Here is a 19,773-nt window from a genome sequence, read left to right as displayed (position 1 = left end):
GCCGATGGACGCGATACTGCAGAAGGAAAGTCTCGGCCGATGGATCGCGAAACTTCAGGAGCGCGGGGAAGTCTACGCCCCTGAGTTCGTCGAGGATGCCTGGGAGTTCACGAAGGTCGAACGCGGCGCGAGCGTGGAGCTGGACCACACGAACACCGTGCTGCCGGCGAAGGGGTTCGTGTTCCCGCAGCGCGAGGTGCTCTACCGGTTCCGGATCGAGAACGGCAAGACACCGGAACTCACCGACACCGAGCTTAGCGTGAAGCCCATGGTCGTGTTCGGGGTGCGGCCCTGCGATGGCCGGGCGACAGTGCGTAACGATCGCGTCTTCACCTGCGGCGTCTCCGACCCCTACTATCAGGCAAGGCGCGACAGCGTCGTCTTCATTGGCCTTGCGTGCAACGCGCCGCCCTCGCCAAACTGCTTCTGCGTCGCCGTCGGCGGCTCTCCCTGTTCCGAGGATGGCCTCGATGTTCTGATGACCGATCTCGACGGCCGGTACCACGTCAAGGCGCTGACCGATAAGGGCAGGGATGTTGTCAACGCCGCCAGCGACCTGTTCCAGGCTGCGACTGCAGCCGACCGCAACGAGGTGAGCAACGCTCAGGTTGCTGCGCTTGAGTACCCGCAGCGGTCGATATCGGCGATGGATTTGGTGGTTGCGGCGCTGAAGCGCAATTTCGAGTCCCCGCTGTGGGATCAGCTTGCCAGGACCTGCATTGGCTGCGGGGCATGCACCTATCTCTGCCCGACCTGCCACTGCTTCGATATCAATGACGAGGTAACGAGCAAATCGCCGCTGACCGGCGCGCGCGTCAGGACGTGGGACAATTGTCAGTTTCCGGACTTCACCATGCACTCGTCGGGCCACAATCCGCGTGAGGACACCGGCGCGCGGCTGAGGCAGCGCATCTGCCACAAGCTCCTCTATTTCGTCGAGACCCACAACATGCAGCAATGCACCGGCTGCGGCCGCTGCATCACGCATTGTCCGGTGGGGATCGACATCGTCCGGATCGCCAATGTGATGGAAGAGGGCGTCTGGCAATGAACGGCAACGCCTACCTGCCGCAACTTGCGCGCATCATCCACATCAAGGAGGAGGTGCCCGGTGCGCGCGCGATCAAGACGTTCCGTGTCGAGTTCATGAATGGCGGCGGCTTCGATCACGAGCCGGGCCAGTGCGCCATGATTTCCGTGTTCGGCAAGGGCGAGTCGATGATCTCGATCGCCTCGGCGCCGACGATCACGGACTACAAGCAGTTCTCGATCATGCGCTCGGGCCGCGTCACCACGGCCATTCACGACATGAAGGTCGGCGACGTGATCGGCGTGCGTGGACCCTACGGCAACCGGTTCCCGGTCGGCGACTGGAAGGGGCGCAATCTCGTCTTCATCGGCGGCGGCTGCGGCCTGGCGCCGATCTGGCCGGTGATCCAGACCGCGGTGGCCAACCGCAGCGATTTCGGCCGGATCACCGTCTTCTATGGCGGACGCACCTCGCGCGACATCATGTATGCCGCCGAGCTCGAGAAGCTGCGCGGCGAGGCCGATGTGTACCTGTCCATCGACTCGCCGGAGGACGGCTGGGACGGCTATTGCGGTTTTGTTCCCGCCAATGTGATGGACAAGCCGCAGAATCCGCACAACGCCATCGCCATTACCTGCGGCCCGCCGATCATGATCAAATTCGTGATCAACAATCTGCGCGAGATGGGTTTCGCCGACGAACAGATTTACACGACCATCGAAAACAAGATGAAGTGCGGCATCGGCAAATGCGGGCGCTGCAATGTCGGGAAGGATTACGTCTGCGTGAAGGGGCCGGTCTACTCCTGGGCGCAACTCAAGAGCCTGCCGCAGGAGTATTGACGGTTGCGTATGCTCTGGAGAAGCGTACCCATGAACCTCGCCGGCTTGCCTTATTATGTTATGCGGCGCAGCAGCGAGTGTCTTCTGCCTGCACGGCGGCGCACTCAGCGTAACCCCACTTTTGGAGACTTTTCCGGCCGGTTGCCGTTCACGGCATTTTCCCACGAAGACTTTGAGAGCGCGGCGCTCGCGACTTTTTCTTCGGGCCATCCTTGGCCGCGCGGACGAGATTGGCGACGCCATCAATTGCGGGTGCAACGAGCAGGTGCGCCGCCACATCGCACGGCCGCCATGTCCTGCAGAGCATTATACCAACGGCCCCGGACGCTGACGCGTGGGGCCGTTGACTCGCGCGGATTTTCTTTTGGGAAATCAGAGATTTCGCGAAAATCCACGACCGGAACCAACGGTCCGCGTTCGCGGCCGTTCGTATTATACGATCTGACGACATCGGATCGGAAGCCCCAGGCTCTTGAGTTATCGCATTCGCCTTCGCAAAACGAGTATGTACTCGGGCGGGGAATGCTCCACGGCAGGCATGAATCCTGCATGCGCGCTGACGGATTTTTTGAGGTAAACGGATGACCAGCCACAAACCGAAGATCGTCTGGACCAAGGTCGACGAGGCCCCGGCGCTCGCGACCTATTCGCTCCTGCCCATCGTCCAGGCCTTTACGCGTGTCGCCGGAATCGATGTCGAAACGCGGGACATCTCGCTTGCGGGGCGAATCCTTGCGAACTTCCCGGAGAAGCTGAACGCGGCGCAGCGGCAATCGGATGATCTCACCTACCTGGGCGATCTCGCGAAGACGCCCGAGGCCAACATCATCAAGCTGCCGAACATCAGCGCCTCGATTCCGCAGTTGAAGGCGGCCATCAAGGAACTGCAGGCCAAGGGCTACGACATTCCGGACTATCCCGAGGACGCGAAGACCGACGCCGAGAAGGAGATCAAGGCGCGCTATGCCAAGGTGCTCGGCAGCGCCGTCAACCCGGTCCTGCGCGAAGGCAACTCGGACCGGCGCGCCGCGCCCTCCGTCAAGCAGTATGCGCGCCAGCATCCGCACAAGATGGGCGCGTGGACGCCCGAGTCGAAGACGCACGTCGCTCACATGAGCGGCGGCGATTTCTATGGCAGCGAGAAGTCCGTCACCGTTTCCGAGCCCGGAAGCTTCCGCATCGAGTTCGTCGGCGACGACGGCACGACAACCGTGCTCAAGGATAAGACCGCCTATCTGGCCGGCGAGGTGATCGATGCCGCCGTCATGAGCAGGCGCGCCCTGCGGGCGTTCTATGAGGCGGAGATCGAGGACGCCAAGGCCAAGGGCGTGCTGCTGTCGCTGCACCTCAAGGCGACCATGATGAAGGTCTCCGACCCCATCATGTTCGGCCATGCGGTGTCGGTCTATTTCAAGGATGTCTTCGCGAAGCACGCCGCCGCGCTGGAGACGATCGGCTTCAACCCCAATAACGGCCTCGGCGACCTTTACGCGAAGCTGTCGAAGCTTCCCGATGCGGAGCGCGCCGCCATCGAGGCTGATATCGCGGCCGTCTATGCGGCGCGGCCCGACCTCGCGATGGTGAACTCGGACAAGGGCATCACCAATCTGCATGTGCCGAGCGATGTGATCGTTGATGCCTCCATGCCCGCCATGATCCGGGATTCCGGCAAGATGTGGGGCAAGGACGGCAAGCTTCACGACACCAAGGCGATGATCCCCGACCGCTGTTATGCCACGGTCTATCAGGCGGTGATCGAGGACTGCCGGAAGCATGGCGCCTTCGACCCGAAGACCATGGGCAGCGTGCCGAACGTCGGCCTGATGGCGCAGAAGGCCGAGGAGTACGGCTCGCACGACAAGACGTTCGAGATCGCCGGCAAGGGCAAGGTCCGCGCTGTCGATCAGGCAGGACGGATTCTGCTCGAACAGGATGTCGAGCCGGGCGACATCTTCCGCATGTGTCAGGTGCGGGATGCACCGATCCAGGATTGGGTCAAGCTCGCCGTCAAGCGCGCGCGGCTCTCCGCCACGCCCGTCGTGTTCTGGCTGGACAAGAACCGCGCCCACGACGCCGAGATCATCAAGAAAGTGGAGCGCTACCTTCAGGACCACGATACGAGCGGCCTCGACATCCGCATCATGGCGCCGGAAGAGGCGGTCAAGTTCTCGATCGAACGCATCCGGGCCGGCAAGGACACGATTTCCGCCACCGGCAACGTGCTCCGCGATTACCTGACCGATCTGTTCCCCATCCTCGAACTCGGAACGAGCGCCAAGATGCTGTCCATCGTGCCCCTGATGGATGGCGGCGGGCTGTTCGAGACCGGTGCCGGCGGTTCCGCGCCCAAGCACGTGCAGCAGTTCCAGGAGGAGGGCTATCTGCGCTGGGATTCGCTGGGCGAGTTCCTCGCGCTCGGCGTGTCGCTCGAACACCTGAGCCAGGTCTTCAAGAACAGGAAGGCCGAGGTGCTGGCGGAGACGCTCGATCAGGCCAACGCCAGAATTCTTGAAAACAACCGCTCGCCTGCCCGAAAGGTCGGCGAACTCGACAACCGCGGCTCGCACTTCTACCTCGCGCTCTATTGGGCGCAGGCGCTCGCCGAGCAGACCAAGGACGCGGATCTGCAGGCGCGTTTCAAGCCGCTTGCCCGGCTCCTTGCGGACAATGAGGCGAAAATCCTGAGCGAGCTGGCGGCCGCACAGGGCAGGCCGCAGGACACCGGTGGTTATTATCACCCGGATTTCGAGAAGACATCGAAGGCCATGCGACCCAGCGCGACACTGAACGCCGCGCTCGCGTCGCTGGAACAAGCGTAAGAGGTTGGGACACGCCATGCTCGAAGCCTATCGCGCCCATGTCGCCGAACGCGCCGCGCTGGGGATCCCGCCTCTGCCGTTGTCGAAGCAGCAGACGGCCGACATCGTCGGCCTGCTGACGAATCCGCCGAAGGGAGAGGAGGCCTTCCTTCTCGACCTCATCACCAACCGCGTGCCGGCCGGCGTCGACGATGCGGCGATGGTGAAGGCGGACTTCCTGGCGAAGGTCGCGAAGGGCGAGGTGGCGTGTCCCCTCATCTCGAAGGTGCGGGCAACGGAGCTTCTCGGCACCATGCTGGGCGGCTTCAACATCAAGCCGCTGATCGATCTCCTCGCCTGTCCGGAGTGTGGCACTGCGGCGGCGGCCGCGTTGAAGACCACGCTGCTGATGTTCGACTACTTCAACGAGGTGAAGGCGCTCGCCGCCTCCGACGGGCCGGGCAGCGGCAATGCGAAGGCCGTGATGCAATCCTGGGCGGATGCGGAGTGGTTCACCTCGCGGCCCGGCGTGCCGGAGAGTCTCACGGTGACCATCTTCAAGGTGCCGGGAGAGACCAACACCGACGACCTGTCGCCTGCGCCCGATGCCTGGAGCCGCCCGGACATTCCGCTGCATGCGCTTGCCATGCTGAAGAATCCGCGTCCCGGCATCGAGCCGGACCAGCCGGGCAAGGTCGGCCCCATCCGGCTCCTGCAGGCGCTGAAGGCGAAGGGCCATCCTGTCGCCTATGCCGGCGATGTGGTCGGCACCGGCTCCTCGCGCAAGTCCGCCACCAATTCCGTTCTGTGGTGGACCGGCGAGGACATCTCCCATGTGCCGAACAAGCGCTTCGGCGGCGTCTGCCTCGGCGGCAAGATCGCGCCGATCTTCTTCAACACCATGGAGGATGCCGGCGCGCTGCCGATCGAGCTCGATGTCTCAAGGATGGAAACGGGCGATGTGATCGAGCTGCGTCCCCACGAGGGCAGGGCGCTGAAAAACGGCGAGGTGATCGCCGAGTTCCGGATCAAGTCGGACGTGATCCTCGATGAAGTCCAGGCCGGCGGCCGCATTCCGCTGATCGTCGGCCGCGACCTGACGGCGAAGGCGCGCGCGGCGCTCGGCCTGCCGTCTTCGACGCTGTTCCGCCTGCCGGCGCAGCCGGCCGACACCGGCAAGGGCTATACGCTCGCGCAGAAGATCGTCGGCCGCGCCTGCGGCCTGCCCGAGGGCAAGGGCGTGCGTCCCGGCACCTATTGCGAGCCGCGGATGACCACGGTCGGCTCGCAGGACACCACCGGCCCGATGACGCGGGACGAGATGAAGGATCTCGCCTGCATGGGCTTCTCGGCCGGGCTGGTGATGCAGTCCTTCTGCCACACCGCCGCCTATCCGAAGCCCGTGGACGTGAAGACGCACGCGACGCTACCGGCGTTCATTTCCGGCCGTGCGGGCGTGGCGCTGCGTCCTGGCGATGGTGTGATCCACACTTGGCTGAACCGCATGCTGCTGCCCGACACGGTCGGCACCGGCGGCGACTCCCACACGCGCTTCCCGCTCGGCATCTCCTTCCCGGCCGGCTCCGGGCTCGTCGCGTTCGCGGCGGCAACGGGCATGATGCCGCTCGACATGCCGGAATCCGTGCTGGTGCGCTTCAAGGGCACCCTGCAGCCCGGGATCACGCTTCGCGACCTCGTGAACGCGATTCCCCTTGTCGCGATCCAGCAGGGGCTGCTGACCGTCGAGAAGAAGGGCAAGAAGAACATCTTCTCCGGCGCCATCCTCGAAATCGAGGGCCTGGAAAGCCTGAAGGTGGAGCAGGCGTTCGAGCTTGCCAACGCATCGGCCGAGCGCTCGGCTGCGGCCGCCACGGTTCGCTTGAACACCGAGCCCGTCGTCGAATATGTCCGCTCCAACGTGGCGCTGCTGAATTGGATGATCGCCAACGGCTACCAGGACCGCGCCACGCTCGAACGCCGCATCGGCGAGATGGAGGCTTGGCTCGCCGATCCGAAGCTGCTCGAGCCCGACGCCGACGCCGAGTATGCCGCGGTGATCGAGATCGACCTCGACGCGATCAAGGAGCCGATCGTCGCCTGTCCCAACGACCCCGACGATGTGAAGCTGCTCTCCCAAGTCGCCGGCGACAGGATCGACGAGGTGTTCATCGGCAGCTGCATGACCAACATCGGCCACTTCCGCGCGGCAGGCAAAGTGCTGGCCGGAAAGACCGACATCGCAACCCGGCTGTGGCTCACCCCGCCGACGAAAATGGACGCGGCCCTGCTGATGCAGGAGGGCTTCTACAGCACCTTCGGCACTTCGGGCGCCCGCATCGAGATGCCGGGCTGCTCGCTGTGCATGGGAAATCAGGCGCAGATCAAGAAGGGCACGACCGCGATGTCGACCTCGACGCGCAATTTCCCGAACCGGCTCGGCATCGATACGCGCGTCTATCTCGGCTCGGCGGAGCTTGCCGCGGTTTGCGCGCTGCTCGGGCGCATCCCGACCGTGGCCGAGTACATGCAGCATATCGCGGCGGTCAACGAGAGCGCCGGCGACATCTACCGCTACATGAACTTCGACCAGATCGCCGAATATCGGTGTGCCGCCTCAAGCACGGCGGCCTGACGCAAGGCTGGTGCTTCGCGAAGCCCCGGCGGGGGAGGGGGAATGCACAAGGACGCCGAACCACACGAGGATGGAGGCAAGCGCGAGCACGTCGGCGCGCATATGGTGAGTGTGTTCATCAATGGCAAACGACATGTCGTGCCGGAGCACGCCACCATCATGCGCGCCATCGAATATGCCGGCCACCAGATCATCCGCGGTGCCGGCTGCCGCGAAGGCTTCTGCGGCGCGTGCGGCACGATCTATCGCCTGCCGGGCGACTACAAGCTCCACACCGGCCTTGCCTGCACCACGCTCGTCAAGGAGGGGATGTCGCTCACGCAGATTCCCTCCGTGCCGATGGAGAAGGCGGTCTACGACCTCGAGACGCTGACGCCCGACGTTTCCGCGATCCTCCAGGTCTACCCCGTCACGTTCCGCTGCGTTGCCTGCGGCACCTGCACCAAGGCCTGCCCGCAAGGCCTGCCGGTGATGGACTACATCCAGGCGGCCATGCGCGGCGATGTCGCGGCGGTCGCGGACATGGCGTTCGACTGCGTCGCCTGCGGCCTCTGCGCCCTGCGGTGTCCCGCGGAGATCATCCAGCACGAGGTCGGCATCCTCTCCAAGCGCCTCACCGGCCGCTATCTGCGCAAGGAGAGCAGGGAGCTCGACGACAGGATCGCGGAGGTCCGCTCCCACAAATACGACGGCGAATACAGGAAGCTCATGGCGATGGATAAGGCTGCCTTGAGCAAGCTCTACTACGCGCGCGACCTCGAGCCCTGAGCGCGCCGCCAATGACCGGCGCCACGGATTTGCTGATCACAATAACGGCGATGGCACATCGGCCGCTCCTGGGAGGGAGCCATGTATCCTGACTATCTGGCCGGCTATGTGAAACAGGTCGAGCGGACGCGCCCCAAGCGGCTGGAGTTGGCGCTGACGGGCGAGCCGGTCTTCCCGCCGATGACGGCGGCGGAGCGCGAAGACGTTCTGACGAAATACCATCCCGACTATTCGAAGGGCGCCAAGCGACCGGTCCGGGTGGGCCCGAACAAGGGCGAAGAGATGACGACGGAGGTCGCCGTCCTCATGGAAGCGCATTCGATGATCCGCCCGAAGCTCCTGGAGCTTGGCCTGCGGGAGCCCGATTACGAAACCGATCTCCTCATCATCGGCGGCGGCGGTGCGGGATGCTGGGCGGCCATCACCGCCGCGCGGCAGGGCGTCAAATCGCTCATCGCCACCAAGCTGCGCATCGGCGACGCCAACACCATGATGTCCGAAGGCGGCATGCAGGCCGCCGTCTCGCGCACGGACTCGCCGACGCGGCATTATCTCGACGCCATGGGCGGCGGGCACTTCGAGAACGACCCGGCGCTGGTGCGCGTGTTGACCGAGGACGCGCCGGAGGTGGTGCGCGAGCTCGAAAACCTCGGCGTCATCTGGGACAAGGAGCCGGACGGCAGCATGCAGGTGCTGCATGGCGGCGGCACCTCGCGCAAGCGCATGGTGTCCTGCCGGGACTATATCGGCGCCGTCATCATGCGCACGCTGATGGACGAGGTGCGCAACCACCCGGACCTGATCTCCATCCGCGAGTTCGAGCCTGCCGTCGAGCTTATCCTCGACGAGAACGGCCATTGCGCAGGCGCCGTCCTCTATAGTCTCGATACCGAGCAGTTCCTGATCGTGCGGGCCAAGGCCACGATCATCGCGACAGGCGGTTTCGGCCGGCTTCACATCCGCGGTTTCGCCACGACCAACCATTATGGCGCGACCGGCGACGGCCTCGTGATGGCCTACCGCGCCGGGGCCAAGCTCAAATTCATGGACTCGGTGCAGTACCATCCGACCGGCGCGGTGTTCCCCGAGCAGATCGCCGGCTTCCTCATCACCGAGAAGATACGCGGCGCGGGCGGTCAGCCCCTCAACAGGTTCGGCGAGCTGTTCGTGTTCCCGCGCGAGCCGCGCGACGTGGAAAGCGCCGCGATCATCCGCGAGTGCAGCCACGACCGCAATAACGGCATCGACACCTATGTCGGCCGCACGGGCGTCTGGCTCGACTCCCCGATCATCGACATGATCCATGGCGAAGGCTACATACGCCGCCAGTTCCCCGGCATGTGCCGGCAGTTCAGCCGCTTCGGCATCGACATCACCAAGGAGCCGATGCTGATCTATCCGTCGCTGCACTATCAGAACGGCGGCATCGCGATCAACGAGCGTTGCGAGACCAGCATCCCCGGCCTCTATGTGGCGGGCGAGGCATCCGGCGGCGTCCATGGCCGCAACCGGCTGATGGGCAACTCGGTGCTCGACTACAATGTTTTCGGCCGGCGCGCCGGGCACTACGCCACCGAATATGCGAGGACGGCGAAGCTCGGCAGGCTCAGCCTGGAACACATTGCCGAACACGCGCGCGCGCTCAAGCGCGAAGGCATCGACACGGATATGATCTCGCCGCTGATCCTGCCGTCCTACACACCGGAGGACGTGAAGATCCAGCAGCTCGCGCGTCTCGGCAACATCCCGGCGATGCACTCCATGCTGCGCAGCAGGTTCACGCCCGAAGAGCGGAGGACGCGGCCATGATCATGCCGGGAGCCACGCCATGAGCGTGAAGATCGACGGCGACGGTGCCGAAGCGCGGGCCTTCATCGACAAGGTTGAAAGCCTGAGCAACCAGGATCTCCTGGCCTGCTATCAATGCGGCAAGTGCTCGGCCGGATGTCCCATGGCCAAATACATGGACATCCTGCCCCACCAGATGATCCGCTTCGCGCAGCTCGGTCTCAAGGAGGAGCTTCTCGGCTCGCAGGCGATCTGGATGTGCGTGTCCTGCCTCACCTGCAACACGCGCTGCCCGAAGGGCGTTCGCATTGCGGAGGTCATCGAGGCTCTGCGCCAGCTTCGGCTGCGCGACAACCGCAATGACCATCTCCATGTGCGCGAGCTGCCGGCGAGTGAACTGGCGAAGCTGCCGCCCATTGCCGTCATCGGCAGCCTGCGCAAGGGCACCTCATAGGCAGGTTCGGTGAACCCGAAGCGCATTGCCAGCCCGCGCGGTCGTAACGTCTGCGCGCCAGAATAGTTGTGATTAAAACTATTTAAGTGCTGACGCTACGTATTGGCAGATACGGCCGGGTTAATTGATTCGTAACGTAAGCACCCGCAAGTCGCCAGCGTCATTTTGTTCAGTCTGGTTGGCGAAAGAAATGATTCCCTCTGGCCAAGCTCGCGCCCTTGCGGCCGATAACGATACTGCAGACACCTCTGACATCTCGACGCTGATTGCTTCGCTGACTGGCGAGGTCAACCGGATCGCCGGCGAAAAGACGCGCACGATCCAGCAGATCACCCAGCAGATGAAGATCCTCGCGCTCAATGCGTTGATCGAGAGCGCCCGTGCGGGCGAACACGGCCGCGGCTTCGCCGTGGTGGCGCAGGAGGTGCGCACCGTCAGCCAGCAGATCGAAGGGATTGCGCGGGATCTGGAATCCCAGCTCGTCGGCCGCACCGGAACGCTGATGTCGTCGATCGACGGCATGATGGACCGGGCTCTCGGCGAGCGCATGGTCGATCTGTCGCTGAACGCCGTCGAGCTGATCGATCGCAACCTCTACGAACGCACCTGCGACGTCCGCTGGTGGGCGACGGATTCCGCCGTGGTCGACTGCGCGTCCGATCCGACCGAGGCCGCGCGCGCCCATGCCTCCGAACGGCTCGGTGTCATCCTCGCCGCCTACACCGTCTATCTCGATCTGTGGATCTGCGCCCTCGATGGAACCATCCTGGCCAATGGCCGGCCGGACCGGTTTGCCGTGCAGGGTCAGACTGTCGCGGGGGAACGCTGGTTCCGGGAAGCCGTCGCCCTCAAAACCGGCGACGACTACGTGGCCGGCAATATCGAACGGCAGTCCCGTCTCGGCGGCGCGCAGGTCGCGACCTATTGCGCCACGGTGCGCCAGGGTGGGCGCGCTGACGGCAAGCTGCAGGGCGTGCTCGCCATCCATTTCGACTGGGAGCCGCAGGCGCGCACCATCGTCAAGGGCGTGAGGGTCGAGGACGACCGGACACGCGTGCTGCTGGTCGACAAGACCATGCAGGTAATCGCCGCGTCCGACGGGGTGGGCATTCTCAGCGAGCGCGTGCCGCTGCGGCTCGAAGGGCGCCGGTCCGGGCATTATCACGACCCCTCCGGCGCGCTGGTGGCGTTCCACGCCACGCCCGGCTACGAAACCTATCCGGGTCTTGGCTGGTACGGCGTGATCATCAGGGCCGGGCACTGACACGGTTTCCGGTTGATCCTTTCGGGAACCCGGAAAACCGCATTACGGCCGTCTGCCGGCGGCGGCAGGGTCCAGGGCCGGACAGCCGGCCGCCTGCCGCGCCTTGCGCCAGCCGTCGCACCCCGTTTCCAGCAGCGGCTTGCGGAAGGACTCCAGATAGGCCAGCGCAATCTCGCTGCGGGCCGCCTCCAGCCGATAGGCGTTGCCGAGTTTCGTCAGCTCCTCGGTCAGCGCCGCCCGGGATGCCTCCAGCTCGGCGTAATGGCTGGCCTTCTGGGCGCTTTCCTCGGGCGTGTCCAAGTAGCGGGCCTTGAGCTCGCCGCCGACGGCCTGAAGCTGCCGGCTGGGCTCGGCTGCGGCCGCCTCGAACGCCGCCTTCATCTGCGCGAGATCGCGGCGGTAGGTGGCGACGGTGGCGTCGTAGCCGACCTTGTCCCAGCCCCTGGAGTCGCGCAGCAATTGCTGAGCCTCGGCAAGGCCCTCGGCCACCGCCTTGTGCATCTGCTGGTCGGCGATCTCCTGTCCGACCCCGGTCTTGAAATCGAGCGCCACGCCGGCGACGAACAGCGGCAGCGACAGCGTCTTGACCGTATTGAGCCAGGTCGCGGCCTCCCAAGTCACGCCGGGAGCGTCGTCCGGCAGGGCGAAGCCGGCCGCGAGCGCGCCGACATATTCGGAAACGGTGCGCACATTGGCCTGCTCCAGGATCAGCGCCAGCTCGATCGCCTGCTCGCAGGGGGAGTCGGCCGTGCGGTCGAGGGCTTCGGCCGCCTCGCGGATCACCTCCGCATCGCGCGGCCGGGGCATCGGCCCGCGCAGACCGTCCGCCGCCATTGACGCGGCGTCCGCAATTTCGGTCTCGTAGCGATCGATGATCGCCTCGGCGTTGTGGGCGGTCGGCAGGCATTGGCCGCGCAGCCGCATCACCGCCTGCCGCAGCCTCTCGGCGGCGGTGCGCGGCTTGGGCGCGGTCGCCGCCGGCGTCACCGCGGCGAGCACGGAGACGACGTCGAGCCCATCGGCATAGACGCTTTGTTCCAGGCAGGCACGCCAAGCGTCGACATTGTCCGGCAGCGGCTCCTGCCACACGCCGTAGCCCGCCAGTTCGCACATCCCGTCCTTGTAGCGGACGCCGACGCCGGTGGTGTGCGGCACCGCCCGGCACAGACAGTCATAGAGCCCGGCCGGCGCGCTGCGGCCAATCTCGCGCAGCACCTTGTCGAGCTTGGGCGCGTTGAGGCGGCTCAGCATCTCCTCCGCTACCCGGCGGCTGTTCTCGTCGAACAGCAGCGGCGGTGCCGGCGCGGGCGGGTTGACCGGGGAGGTCTGGGCGCACACCTCAGCCGCGCCGAGCGCGATCAGCAGGGCAGAGAGGGCGGCGACGAGATGTGCTCGCCGCCATCCGGGATGGCCGGTTCTGCCGCTCATCGCTTGTCCTCCTTGAGCGCCTGTCCCAGCACCTTGAGAAAGTCCTTGGCATCGAACGCGTCGTCGTCGAGCAGCTGGAAGCGCTCGGCGGCGGTCATGCCGGCGGGGGAGACACGGTCGATGGCGATGCGCTCCAGCACAAGGCGCGCCGGCTGGTTCTCGACCGGAGCCGCCGCGAACACCGCCGCGAAGAATTTCCAGCCGGTGTCGATGCAGGTGGCGTAGGTGGCGATGCGCCAGCCGCCGCCGGCCCCGACCTCGAACGCCCTGGGCATCAGCCGCACATCGAGCGTGCCGTCCCAGCCCGGCGGCAGGTCCATGACGAACTGCGCGCGGTCGCGGGCGCAGGCCATGACGGTGAGCCGCGAGCCGCCGCCGGCCCTGGCCTGCCAGGAGACCAGCAGCCTTGCCTGCAGCCGAAGACCGGCGTGGGGCGGATCGAGCGACAGGCCGACGCCGAAACCGGTGGTCGTTTGAGGATCGACTTTGATGGACAGACGCCGCGGCGCGCGGGCGGCGCCCCAAGGCACGTCGGCCACCGCCGTTGCCGAGGCAAGGCCGGTCCAGCCCCAGCCGCGACCGGCCGGCACATCGGCGATGAAACGGCCATCGGCGAACCGGGCGAACGCGGCCTCGCCGCCGGGGGTGGGAAACGGTACCCAGGCCGGATCCGGCGTGCCGGCAAACAGCGTGCGCGCCGGCAGCGGCGCGACGCCCGGCGCGGGAGCGGCCTCTTTGGGCGGTGCAGGCCGGTCGTCGATCTCGACGCGGGCGAGCTTCACCGCGGCCGCCGCGCCCTCCTTGTGGGGTAGCGCCTGCACGGCGATCTCCAGCGCCAGGAACGGTTGGAGGAGCTCCCAGGTGTCGCGGAACGGCGCGATGCCGTCGCCCGAGACGATGAAGCCCTCGCCCGAAATCGCGATCTCGACGCGGCCGGGCGATGACGCGGTGATCGGAATGTCGCGGTGCCGGCCATCGCCGGAGAGGCGCCGCAGCGAAGCCGGGGCGCCATCGGCCGCCGGCTGCCATAGCAGCCCGTAGCCTTCCGATGTGAGGCAGTTGTCGTGGCGTCCCGTGCACAGGCCGAACAGCGCGCCGGTGGTCGCCACCGGGTCGAACTGGAAGACGACGCGGGTCTGCGCCCCGGCGGCAAGGTCGCCGAGGCGGACGGCCGTGGTGGTGGTGACGGCGCCGGCCGCGCCGTGGCGTGCCCCGGCAGGGTAGGTGATGGCGATGCCGCCGCCGTCGATCTGCACATAGGCGGGGTCGCCGCCGGCCCAGGCGGCCTTGCGCCAATCCTCAGGCGCCGCCGCCGGCAGCACCTGGCGCAGCCCGCCCGTCACCGCCGGCAGGCCGGCCGGAGGTGGCGCCCTGGTAATGGCGGTCGAGGATGGTGCGAGCTGGGGACGAACCGGCTTGGGCTCGACGGGCGCAGGCGTGACCGGGGGCGAGGCCACGGGCCGGGACGTCGCCCCGTCTTGAGATGACTCGGCGAACGCGGCGATCCAGTCGGCGCCGGCCATCGGTGCATCGGACTCCGGGCCGCCCTGGCGAACGAGAAAACCCGCGATCAGTCCGTCCTCGGGACCGGTGATGGTCCGGACCTCGCCGACAACGTTGCTGGTCCGGCCGTCCGGCCATTTGAAGGTGCCGCTCAGCACCCGGGTGCGGCTGAGGCCGCGCGGCCGCGCGCTGCTGCCGAGGTCCTGGGTGGTGCGGGCGCCGCCGAGCACCCTTGCGGCAATGGCGCGGTACGCGGCTTCGAGCCGCGCCGGATCGAGCGGTTCGGAGGCGAACAGCACCACGGCCTTGTCCGGCGAGGTGGCGATGCGCAACACCAATGGCTGGCCAGGACCGGCCGCGAGGTCGAGCCGTGTCGCCACCGGCCAGCGTGGCGGAAAGGCCGTCTCCTGCCCGGCGGCTTGAGCCGGTGCGATGCCGGACGCTGCGACAACCGCCGCCACGATGGCAGCGACGATGAAACCGACACGTCGCACAGGCGCCCCCTTGCTTCGGCGCAGCAATTTCAGCGCTGTCGGCCGCATTGAACAGCCCCGGATTTTCCGGAGGGGCAAAGGCGCGGCCCGAGCCCGTGGCATCCGCATCCCAATCGATCAAACCGGCCGGCACATGAACGGGCGGGAATCGGACTGCGGAAGGTGGGAATTGCCGGCTTTGGTAAAGAATTTCGTTAGCGCGTCAAAATGACAACGGTTATGACGAAAAAATCTGCGCCGAAGGACGGAGATCCCTCGGCGTTCGAGGGGGGAATAAATGGGGTTGATCGCTCATCACGGGGCGCAATGGCGGCTGCTCGCCGTCCTCGCGGCACTCGGTATCGCAGAGGACGCTTGGGCCGCGGGATTCCAGTTGCGCGAGCAGAGCGCCGAGGGGCTCGGCAACGCCTATGCCGGCGCGACGGCCAAGGCCAGCGATCCCTCGACGATCTTCTACAATCCGGCGGGCATGACGCGCCTTGAAGGCAACCAGGCCAGCATGTCGGCCACCTGGATCGCGCCGGTGGCCAAGTTCAAGGGCGAGAACACCACAGTCTACGGCGCCACCTCGGGCGGACAGGGCGGCGACGCCATCAATGACGCAGCGGTCGCCGCCGGCTACGCGATGTTCTCGATCAACCCGGACTGGAAGTTCGGCGTCGCGCTGACCGCGCCGTTCGGCCTCAGCACGGAATACAAGTCCGATTGGGTCGGGCGCTATCAGACGATCAAGAGCGAGATCATCAATATCAATGTGACGCCGTCGGTCGCCTACCGCGTCAATGACAGGCTGTCGATCGGCGGCGGGGTGCAGTTCGGCTACGCCGAGTCCACGCTGACCAAGGCGATCAATGTCGGCGGCATCCTCGGGATGGCGCTCGGCTCTCCCGTCGCTCTGCCCTTGGAGGACGGCCAATCGGCGATGACCGGCAACGGGCTTGCCGCGGGCTTCGACCTCGGCCTGCTCTATGAGTTCGCGCCGACCACCCGCCTGGGCGTCAACTGGCGTTCCCAGATGACCTACACGCTGAAGGGCGACATCGCGTTCGGCAACATTCCGGCGATGATGGCGGCGGCCCTGCCGAACGGCAGCGTCAAGGCCGATGTCACGCTGCCCGACACCGTGACGATCGGCTTCTACCACGAGATCTCGCCGCAATGGGCGGTGATGGCCGACATCGCCTGGACCAACTGGTCGACCTTCGACGAGATCCGCATCAAATATACCGCAATCGACCACGAAGACCTCGTGACGACGGAAAACTGGAAGGATACCTGGTTCTATTCGCTCGGTCTCACCTACAAGCTGGACGACAAGAACCGCTTCCAGTTCGGCGTCGCCTATGACGGGTCGCCGGTCGATATCGAAACCCGTCGCGCCGGCATTCCGGACGCCAACCGCTACTGGCTCTCCACCGGCTATACATATACGATGAACCCGAAGACATCCTTCAACATCGCCTATGCGCACATCTTCTGCGACAGCGTGGCGATCCATGAAGGCGATGCCAACTCCGCAGCCGGTCTGCTCACCGGCGAGTACAGCGGGCACGTCGACATCGTCAGCGCCGGCTTCGTCAGCAAGTTCTGACCGCAGGCCGGGGACGGGACCGATCGCGGCGAAGCGCGGTGCAGATGAGATCGAAGCCGCGGGATCGCTTCATGATCCTGCGGCTTAGACTTTTCCTGCAATAGACTACAAGATAAGAAGTTTCTGGATTTCCAGACGGGGCACCAGGCGCCGGCCGGCGCGAGGTCTGTCGCCGCACCGGTATCCACTTGTGCCGAACATGGTTTAAGGACGGCGCATGACAATCCACTTCATCGGCGCCGGGCCGGGGGCGCCGGACCTCATCACCGTGCGCGGGCGCGACCTCATCGCCCGCTGCCCGGTCTGCCTCTATGCCGGCTCGCTGGTGCCGAAGGCGCTGATCGCGCTGTGCCCCCCCGGCGCGCGCATCGTCGACACCGCGCCGCTCGACCTCGACGCCATCGAGGCCGAGTTCGCCGCCGCTTTTGCCGCCGGCCACGATGTCGCCCGGCTGCACTCCGGGGATCTCTCGGTGTGGAGCGCGATGGGCGAGCAGATCCGGCGCCTCGACGCGCGCGGCATCCCTTACACGATCACCCCCGGCGTGCCGGCCTTCGCAGCAGCCGCGGCGACACTCGGCCGAGAACTGACCCTGCCGGAGTTGACGCAGAGCGTGGTGCTGACCCGCACCTCCGGCCGCGCCTCGTCGATGCCCGGCTCCGAACGGCTGGAGACATTCGCCGCGACCCGCGCGACGCTGGCCGTGCACCTGTCGATCCACGTGCTGGATGACGTAGCGGCGCGGCTGATCCCGTTCTATGGGCCGGACTGCCCGGCGGCGGTGGTCTTCCGCGCGAGCTGGCCGGACGAGCAGGTAATCCGCGGCACGCTGGCGACGCTGCCCGGGCTGGTGGCGGCCAAGCCGATCGAGCGCACGGCGCTGATCCTGGTCGGCCCGGCGCTGCAGGCCTCGGACTTCCGCGACAGCGCGCTCTACGATCCGGGCTATGACCGCCGCTTCCGCCGCGCGGCCGAAGAGGACTGAGCGGGCCATGCCGCCGCCCGCGGGCCCGCCCGGACTGGTGATCGCCGCACCGCGCTCCGGCTCCGGCAAGACCACGCTGACGCTCGGCCTGATCGCGGCGCTGCGCCGGCGCGGCCGCATCGTGCAGCCCTACAAATGCGGGCCGGACTATATCGATCCGGCCTTCCACACTGCTGCCGCCGGCCGGCCGGCCTTCAACCTCGATTCGTGGGCGATGCGGCGCGGCCGGCTTGATCGTCTGCTGCAGGCGGGGCAGGGCGCCGACATCGCCATCGCGGAGGGGGCGATGGGGCTGTTCGACGGCACGGCCGAGGGGGCCTGCGGCGACGGATCGTCGGCCGATATCGCTGCAGCGACCGGCTGGCCGGTGGTGCTGGTGCTCGACGTGTCGGGCCAGACCGCCACCGCCGCCGCCGTAGCGCTGGGCTGCGACCGCTTCCGGGCCGGCGTGCGGGTGGCCGGGGCGATCCTCAACCGGATTTCGAGCGACCGCCACCAAGCCCTTGTCGAAGCCGGATTCGTGCGCGCCGGCATTCCGGTCCTGGGAGCGCTGCGCAGCCGGCCGGCCATCGCGCTGCCCGAGCGCCATCTCGGTCTCGTCCAGGCCGAGGAGGATCCCGAGCTTGCCGCCCGGATCGCTGCGCTCGCCGACCTCGTCGAGCGCGAAGTGGATGTGGCAGCGGTCGAGGCGGTGGCGCAGCCCTGTGCCGTCGCCGGCCATATCGAGGGAAGCGACGGCCTGCCGCCCCCCGGACAGCGCATCGCCCTGGCGCGGGATGCCGCCTTCTCCTTCGTCTATCCGCATCTTGTTTCCGGGTGGCGGGCGGCCGGCGCCGAGATCGTGCCGTTCTCGCCGCTCGCCGACGAGCCTCCCGATCCCACCTGCGATGTCGTCTGGCTGCCGGGGGGTTATCCCGAGCTTCACGCCGGCAGGCTGGCTGCGGCGACGCGTTTCAAGGCGGGCCTCGCCGCCTTTGCCGCCTCAAATCCGGTCCATGGCGAGTGCGGCGGCTACATGGTGCTGGGGGCGGGGCTGGTCGATGCCGGGGGATACCGCCACGCCATGACCGGGCTGCTGGGGCTCGAGACCTCGTTCGCCGCCCGCAAGCTGCATCTGGGCTACCGGGTCGCGCGTCTTTTCCACCCCGTCCCGGGCCTTGTGGGGGTGTTGCGCGGCCACGAGTTCCATTATGCCAGCATCCTCGCCCAGCCGGATCCGCCGCTGGCCGAGGTGACCGACGCGTCAGGCCGCCCCGTCGCCGAGACCGGCGCGCGGCGCGGGCACGTCACCGGAACGTTCTTTCACATGATCGACGCCGTTTAAGGCATGAGCCAGATTTCTTCCCAGGGACGCGGCCACATCGCGCTGGTCGGCGCCGGGCCGGGTGATCCCGACCTTCTGACACTGCGGGCCTTGGCGCGTATTCGCGAGGCCGACGTCATCCTCTATGACGACCTCGCATCGGGGCCGGTGCTGGAGGCGGCGCGGCCGGACGCCGAGCTGATCCCGGTCGGCAAGCGCGCCGGCCGGCCGTCGCACAAGCAGGCCGACGTGACCAAGCAGATGATCGCCCACGCCGCGGCGGGCCGGCGGGTGGTGCGGCTGAAATCGGGCGACCCGACGCTGTTCGGCCGCGCCGACGAGGAGATCGCCGCCGCCCGCGACGCCGGCATTCCGCTGGAGATCGTGCCCGGCGTCACCAGCGCCACCGCGGCGGCGGCCCATGTTGGGGTGTCGCTGTCCAAGCGCATCGTGGCGCGGCGGGTGCAGATGGTCACCGGCCATGACGTCGATGCCCGCCTGCCGGACCTCGACATCGCCGCGCTCGCCGACCCCGAGGCCACCACCTGCGTCTTCATGGGCAAGGGCACGTTCGCCGAGCTGGTCGAGAGGCTCGTCGCCCACGGCATGGCCGCCGATACGCCGGCCGTGGTGGTGGAAAGCCTGGGAAGCCCCGCCATCGAGGTGATGCGCGGCTCGATCGTCGAGATTGCCGAGCGGCTCGCGGCGGCGCCACCCTCGGGGCCGTGCATGATTCTCTATGGGCGGGCCATGGCCGAGCCGGATGACAGTTCGCTCTCCGGCTAATCAGCTCGGACGAGCGATCGGCCGAGGGGCGCTTCACCCTCTCCCCTTGCGGGAGAGGGTGGCGAGGATGAGCGAAGCGAAATCCGAGCCGGGTGAGGGGGCTCTTC

Annotated in this window: 14 protein-coding genes; 12 read left to right on the top strand and 2 right to left on the bottom strand. The window is 66.8% G+C overall.

Annotated elements, in window-relative coordinates; genetic code table 11:
• Positions 1 to 4 precede the first annotated feature (4 nt).
• From BLTE_RS07380 to BLTE_RS18670, 8 genes are all read left to right on the top strand, one after another.
• On the top strand, positions 5 to 1,051 hold the full coding sequence (locus BLTE_RS07380; protein ID WP_126398954.1) for a 4Fe-4S dicluster domain-containing protein: 1,047 nt from the start codon (positions 5 to 7) through the stop codon (positions 1,049 to 1,051).
• Positions 1,048 to 1,872 carry an FAD/NAD(P)-binding protein gene (locus BLTE_RS07375; protein ID WP_165439195.1) on the top strand — a complete coding sequence of 275 codons (825 nt, stop codon included), beginning with the start codon at positions 1,048 to 1,050 and terminating at the stop codon, positions 1,870 to 1,872. The genes BLTE_RS07380 and BLTE_RS07375 overlap by 4 nt, the downstream gene beginning before the upstream one ends.
• 581 nt (positions 1,873 to 2,453) lie before the next feature.
• Complete coding sequence (locus BLTE_RS07370; protein ID WP_126398950.1) at positions 2,454 to 4,691, top strand: NADP-dependent isocitrate dehydrogenase; 2,238 nt, start codon at positions 2,454 to 2,456, stop codon at positions 4,689 to 4,691.
• Positions 4,692 to 4,707: 16 nt separating this feature from the next.
• Positions 4,708 to 7,302 carry a bifunctional aconitate hydratase 2/2-methylisocitrate dehydratase gene (gene acnB / locus BLTE_RS07365; protein WP_126398948.1) on the top strand — a complete coding sequence of 865 codons (2,595 nt, stop codon included), beginning with the start codon at positions 4,708 to 4,710 and terminating at the stop codon, positions 7,300 to 7,302.
• A gap of 42 nt (positions 7,303 to 7,344) precedes the next feature.
• A complete protein-coding gene (locus BLTE_RS07360) occupies positions 7,345 to 8,070 on the top strand; it encodes a 4Fe-4S dicluster domain-containing protein (protein WP_126398946.1) in 726 nt (241 codons plus the stop codon).
• Positions 8,071 to 8,151: 81 nt separating this feature from the next.
• The gene (locus BLTE_RS07355) at positions 8,152 to 9,879 is read left to right on the top strand and encodes an FAD-binding protein (RefSeq protein ID WP_126398944.1); all 1,728 of its coding nucleotides are present in this window, start codon (positions 8,152 to 8,154) and stop codon (positions 9,877 to 9,879) included.
• 19 nt (positions 9,880 to 9,898) lie between these two features.
• Positions 9,899 to 10,312 carry a 4Fe-4S dicluster domain-containing protein gene (locus tag BLTE_RS07350; protein WP_126398942.1) on the top strand — a complete coding sequence of 138 codons (414 nt, stop codon included), beginning with the start codon at positions 9,899 to 9,901 and terminating at the stop codon, positions 10,310 to 10,312.
• 190 nt (positions 10,313 to 10,502) lie between these two features.
• The gene (locus tag BLTE_RS18670) at positions 10,503 to 11,576 is read left to right on the top strand and encodes a methyl-accepting chemotaxis protein (protein ID WP_126398940.1); all 1,074 of its coding nucleotides are present in this window, start codon (positions 10,503 to 10,505) and stop codon (positions 11,574 to 11,576) included.
• A 42-nt stretch (positions 11,577 to 11,618) separates the two neighbouring features.
• Here BLTE_RS18670 and BLTE_RS07340 read toward each other — a convergent pair whose 3' ends face one another.
• Complete coding sequence (locus BLTE_RS07340; protein WP_126398938.1) at positions 11,619 to 13,004, bottom strand: hypothetical protein; 1,386 nt, start codon at positions 13,002 to 13,004, stop codon at positions 11,619 to 11,621.
• Positions 13,001 to 15,001 (bottom strand): hypothetical protein, encoded by a 2,001-nt coding sequence (locus BLTE_RS07335; RefSeq protein ID WP_126398936.1) that lies wholly within the window; start codon positions 14,999 to 15,001, stop codon positions 13,001 to 13,003. Before BLTE_RS07335 ends, BLTE_RS07340 begins: the two co-directional genes overlap by 4 nt.
• Before the next feature lie 277 nt (positions 15,002 to 15,278).
• On the opposite strand from BLTE_RS07335, the gene BLTE_RS07330 reads away from it, so the two are divergent.
• The 4 genes from BLTE_RS07330 (at position 15,279) to cobA (ending at position 19,666) form a co-directional block, all read left to right on the top strand.
• The gene (locus BLTE_RS07330; protein ID WP_126398934.1) at positions 15,279 to 16,592 is read left to right on the top strand and encodes an OmpP1/FadL family transporter; all 1,314 of its coding nucleotides are present in this window, start codon (positions 15,279 to 15,281) and stop codon (positions 16,590 to 16,592) included.
• Between the two features lie 217 nt (positions 16,593 to 16,809).
• Positions 16,810 to 17,577, top strand: coding sequence for a precorrin-4 C(11)-methyltransferase (gene cobM, locus BLTE_RS07325; protein WP_126398932.1), 768 nt, complete (start codon positions 16,810 to 16,812; stop codon positions 17,575 to 17,577).
• Positions 17,578 to 17,584: 7 nt separating this feature from the next.
• The gene (locus tag BLTE_RS07320) at positions 17,585 to 18,901 is read left to right on the top strand and encodes a cobyrinic acid a,c-diamide synthase CobB (protein WP_126398930.1); all 1,317 of its coding nucleotides are present in this window, start codon (positions 17,585 to 17,587) and stop codon (positions 18,899 to 18,901) included.
• 3 nt (positions 18,902 to 18,904) lie between these two features.
• Positions 18,905 to 19,666 (top strand): uroporphyrinogen-III C-methyltransferase, encoded by a 762-nt coding sequence (gene cobA, locus BLTE_RS07315; protein WP_126398928.1) that lies wholly within the window; start codon positions 18,905 to 18,907, stop codon positions 19,664 to 19,666.
• Positions 19,667 to 19,773: the final 107 nt, after the last annotated feature.

Origin of the sequence: Blastochloris tepida, assembly GCF_003966715.1 — a bacterium.
Lineage (GTDB): Bacteria > Pseudomonadota > Alphaproteobacteria > Rhizobiales > Xanthobacteraceae > Blastochloris > Blastochloris tepida.
This window is presented reverse-complemented; position numbering and strand designations above follow the sequence as displayed.

Bases quoted from the DNA above. Each gene is read 5' to 3' on its own strand.
- BLTE_RS07370 (WP_126398950.1), top strand. From the start codon at position 2,454: ATGACCAGCCACAAACCGAAGATCGTCTGGACCAAGGTCGACGAGGCC.
- BLTE_RS07355 (WP_126398944.1), top strand. From the start codon at position 8,152: ATGTATCCTGACTATCTGGCCGGCTATGTGAAACAGGTCGAGCGGACG.
- BLTE_RS07330 (WP_126398934.1), top strand. From the start codon at position 15,279: ATGGGGTTGATCGCTCATCACGGGGCGCAATGGCGGCTGCTCGCCGTC.
- cobA (WP_126398928.1), top strand. From the start codon at position 18,905: ATGAGCCAGATTTCTTCCCAGGGACGCGGCCACATCGCGCTGGTCGGC.
- cobM (WP_126398932.1), top strand. From the start codon at position 16,810: ATGACAATCCACTTCATCGGCGCCGGGCCGGGGGCGCCGGACCTCATC.
- BLTE_RS18670 (WP_126398940.1), top strand. From the start codon at position 10,503: ATGATTCCCTCTGGCCAAGCTCGCGCCCTTGCGGCCGATAACGATACT.
- BLTE_RS07380 (WP_126398954.1), top strand. From the start codon at position 5: ATGGACGCGATACTGCAGAAGGAAAGTCTCGGCCGATGGATCGCGAAA.
- acnB (WP_126398948.1), top strand. From the start codon at position 4,708: ATGCTCGAAGCCTATCGCGCCCATGTCGCCGAACGCGCCGCGCTGGGG.
- BLTE_RS07320 (WP_126398930.1), top strand. From the start codon at position 17,585: ATGCCGCCGCCCGCGGGCCCGCCCGGACTGGTGATCGCCGCACCGCGC.
- BLTE_RS07375 (WP_165439195.1), top strand. From the start codon at position 1,048: ATGAACGGCAACGCCTACCTGCCGCAACTTGCGCGCATCATCCACATC.
- BLTE_RS07350 (WP_126398942.1), top strand. From the start codon at position 9,899: ATGAGCGTGAAGATCGACGGCGACGGTGCCGAAGCGCGGGCCTTCATC.
- BLTE_RS07360 (WP_126398946.1), top strand. From the start codon at position 7,345: ATGCACAAGGACGCCGAACCACACGAGGATGGAGGCAAGCGCGAGCAC.
- BLTE_RS07340 (WP_126398938.1), bottom strand. From the start codon at position 13,004: ATGAGCGGCAGAACCGGCCATCCCGGATGGCGGCGAGCACATCTCGTC.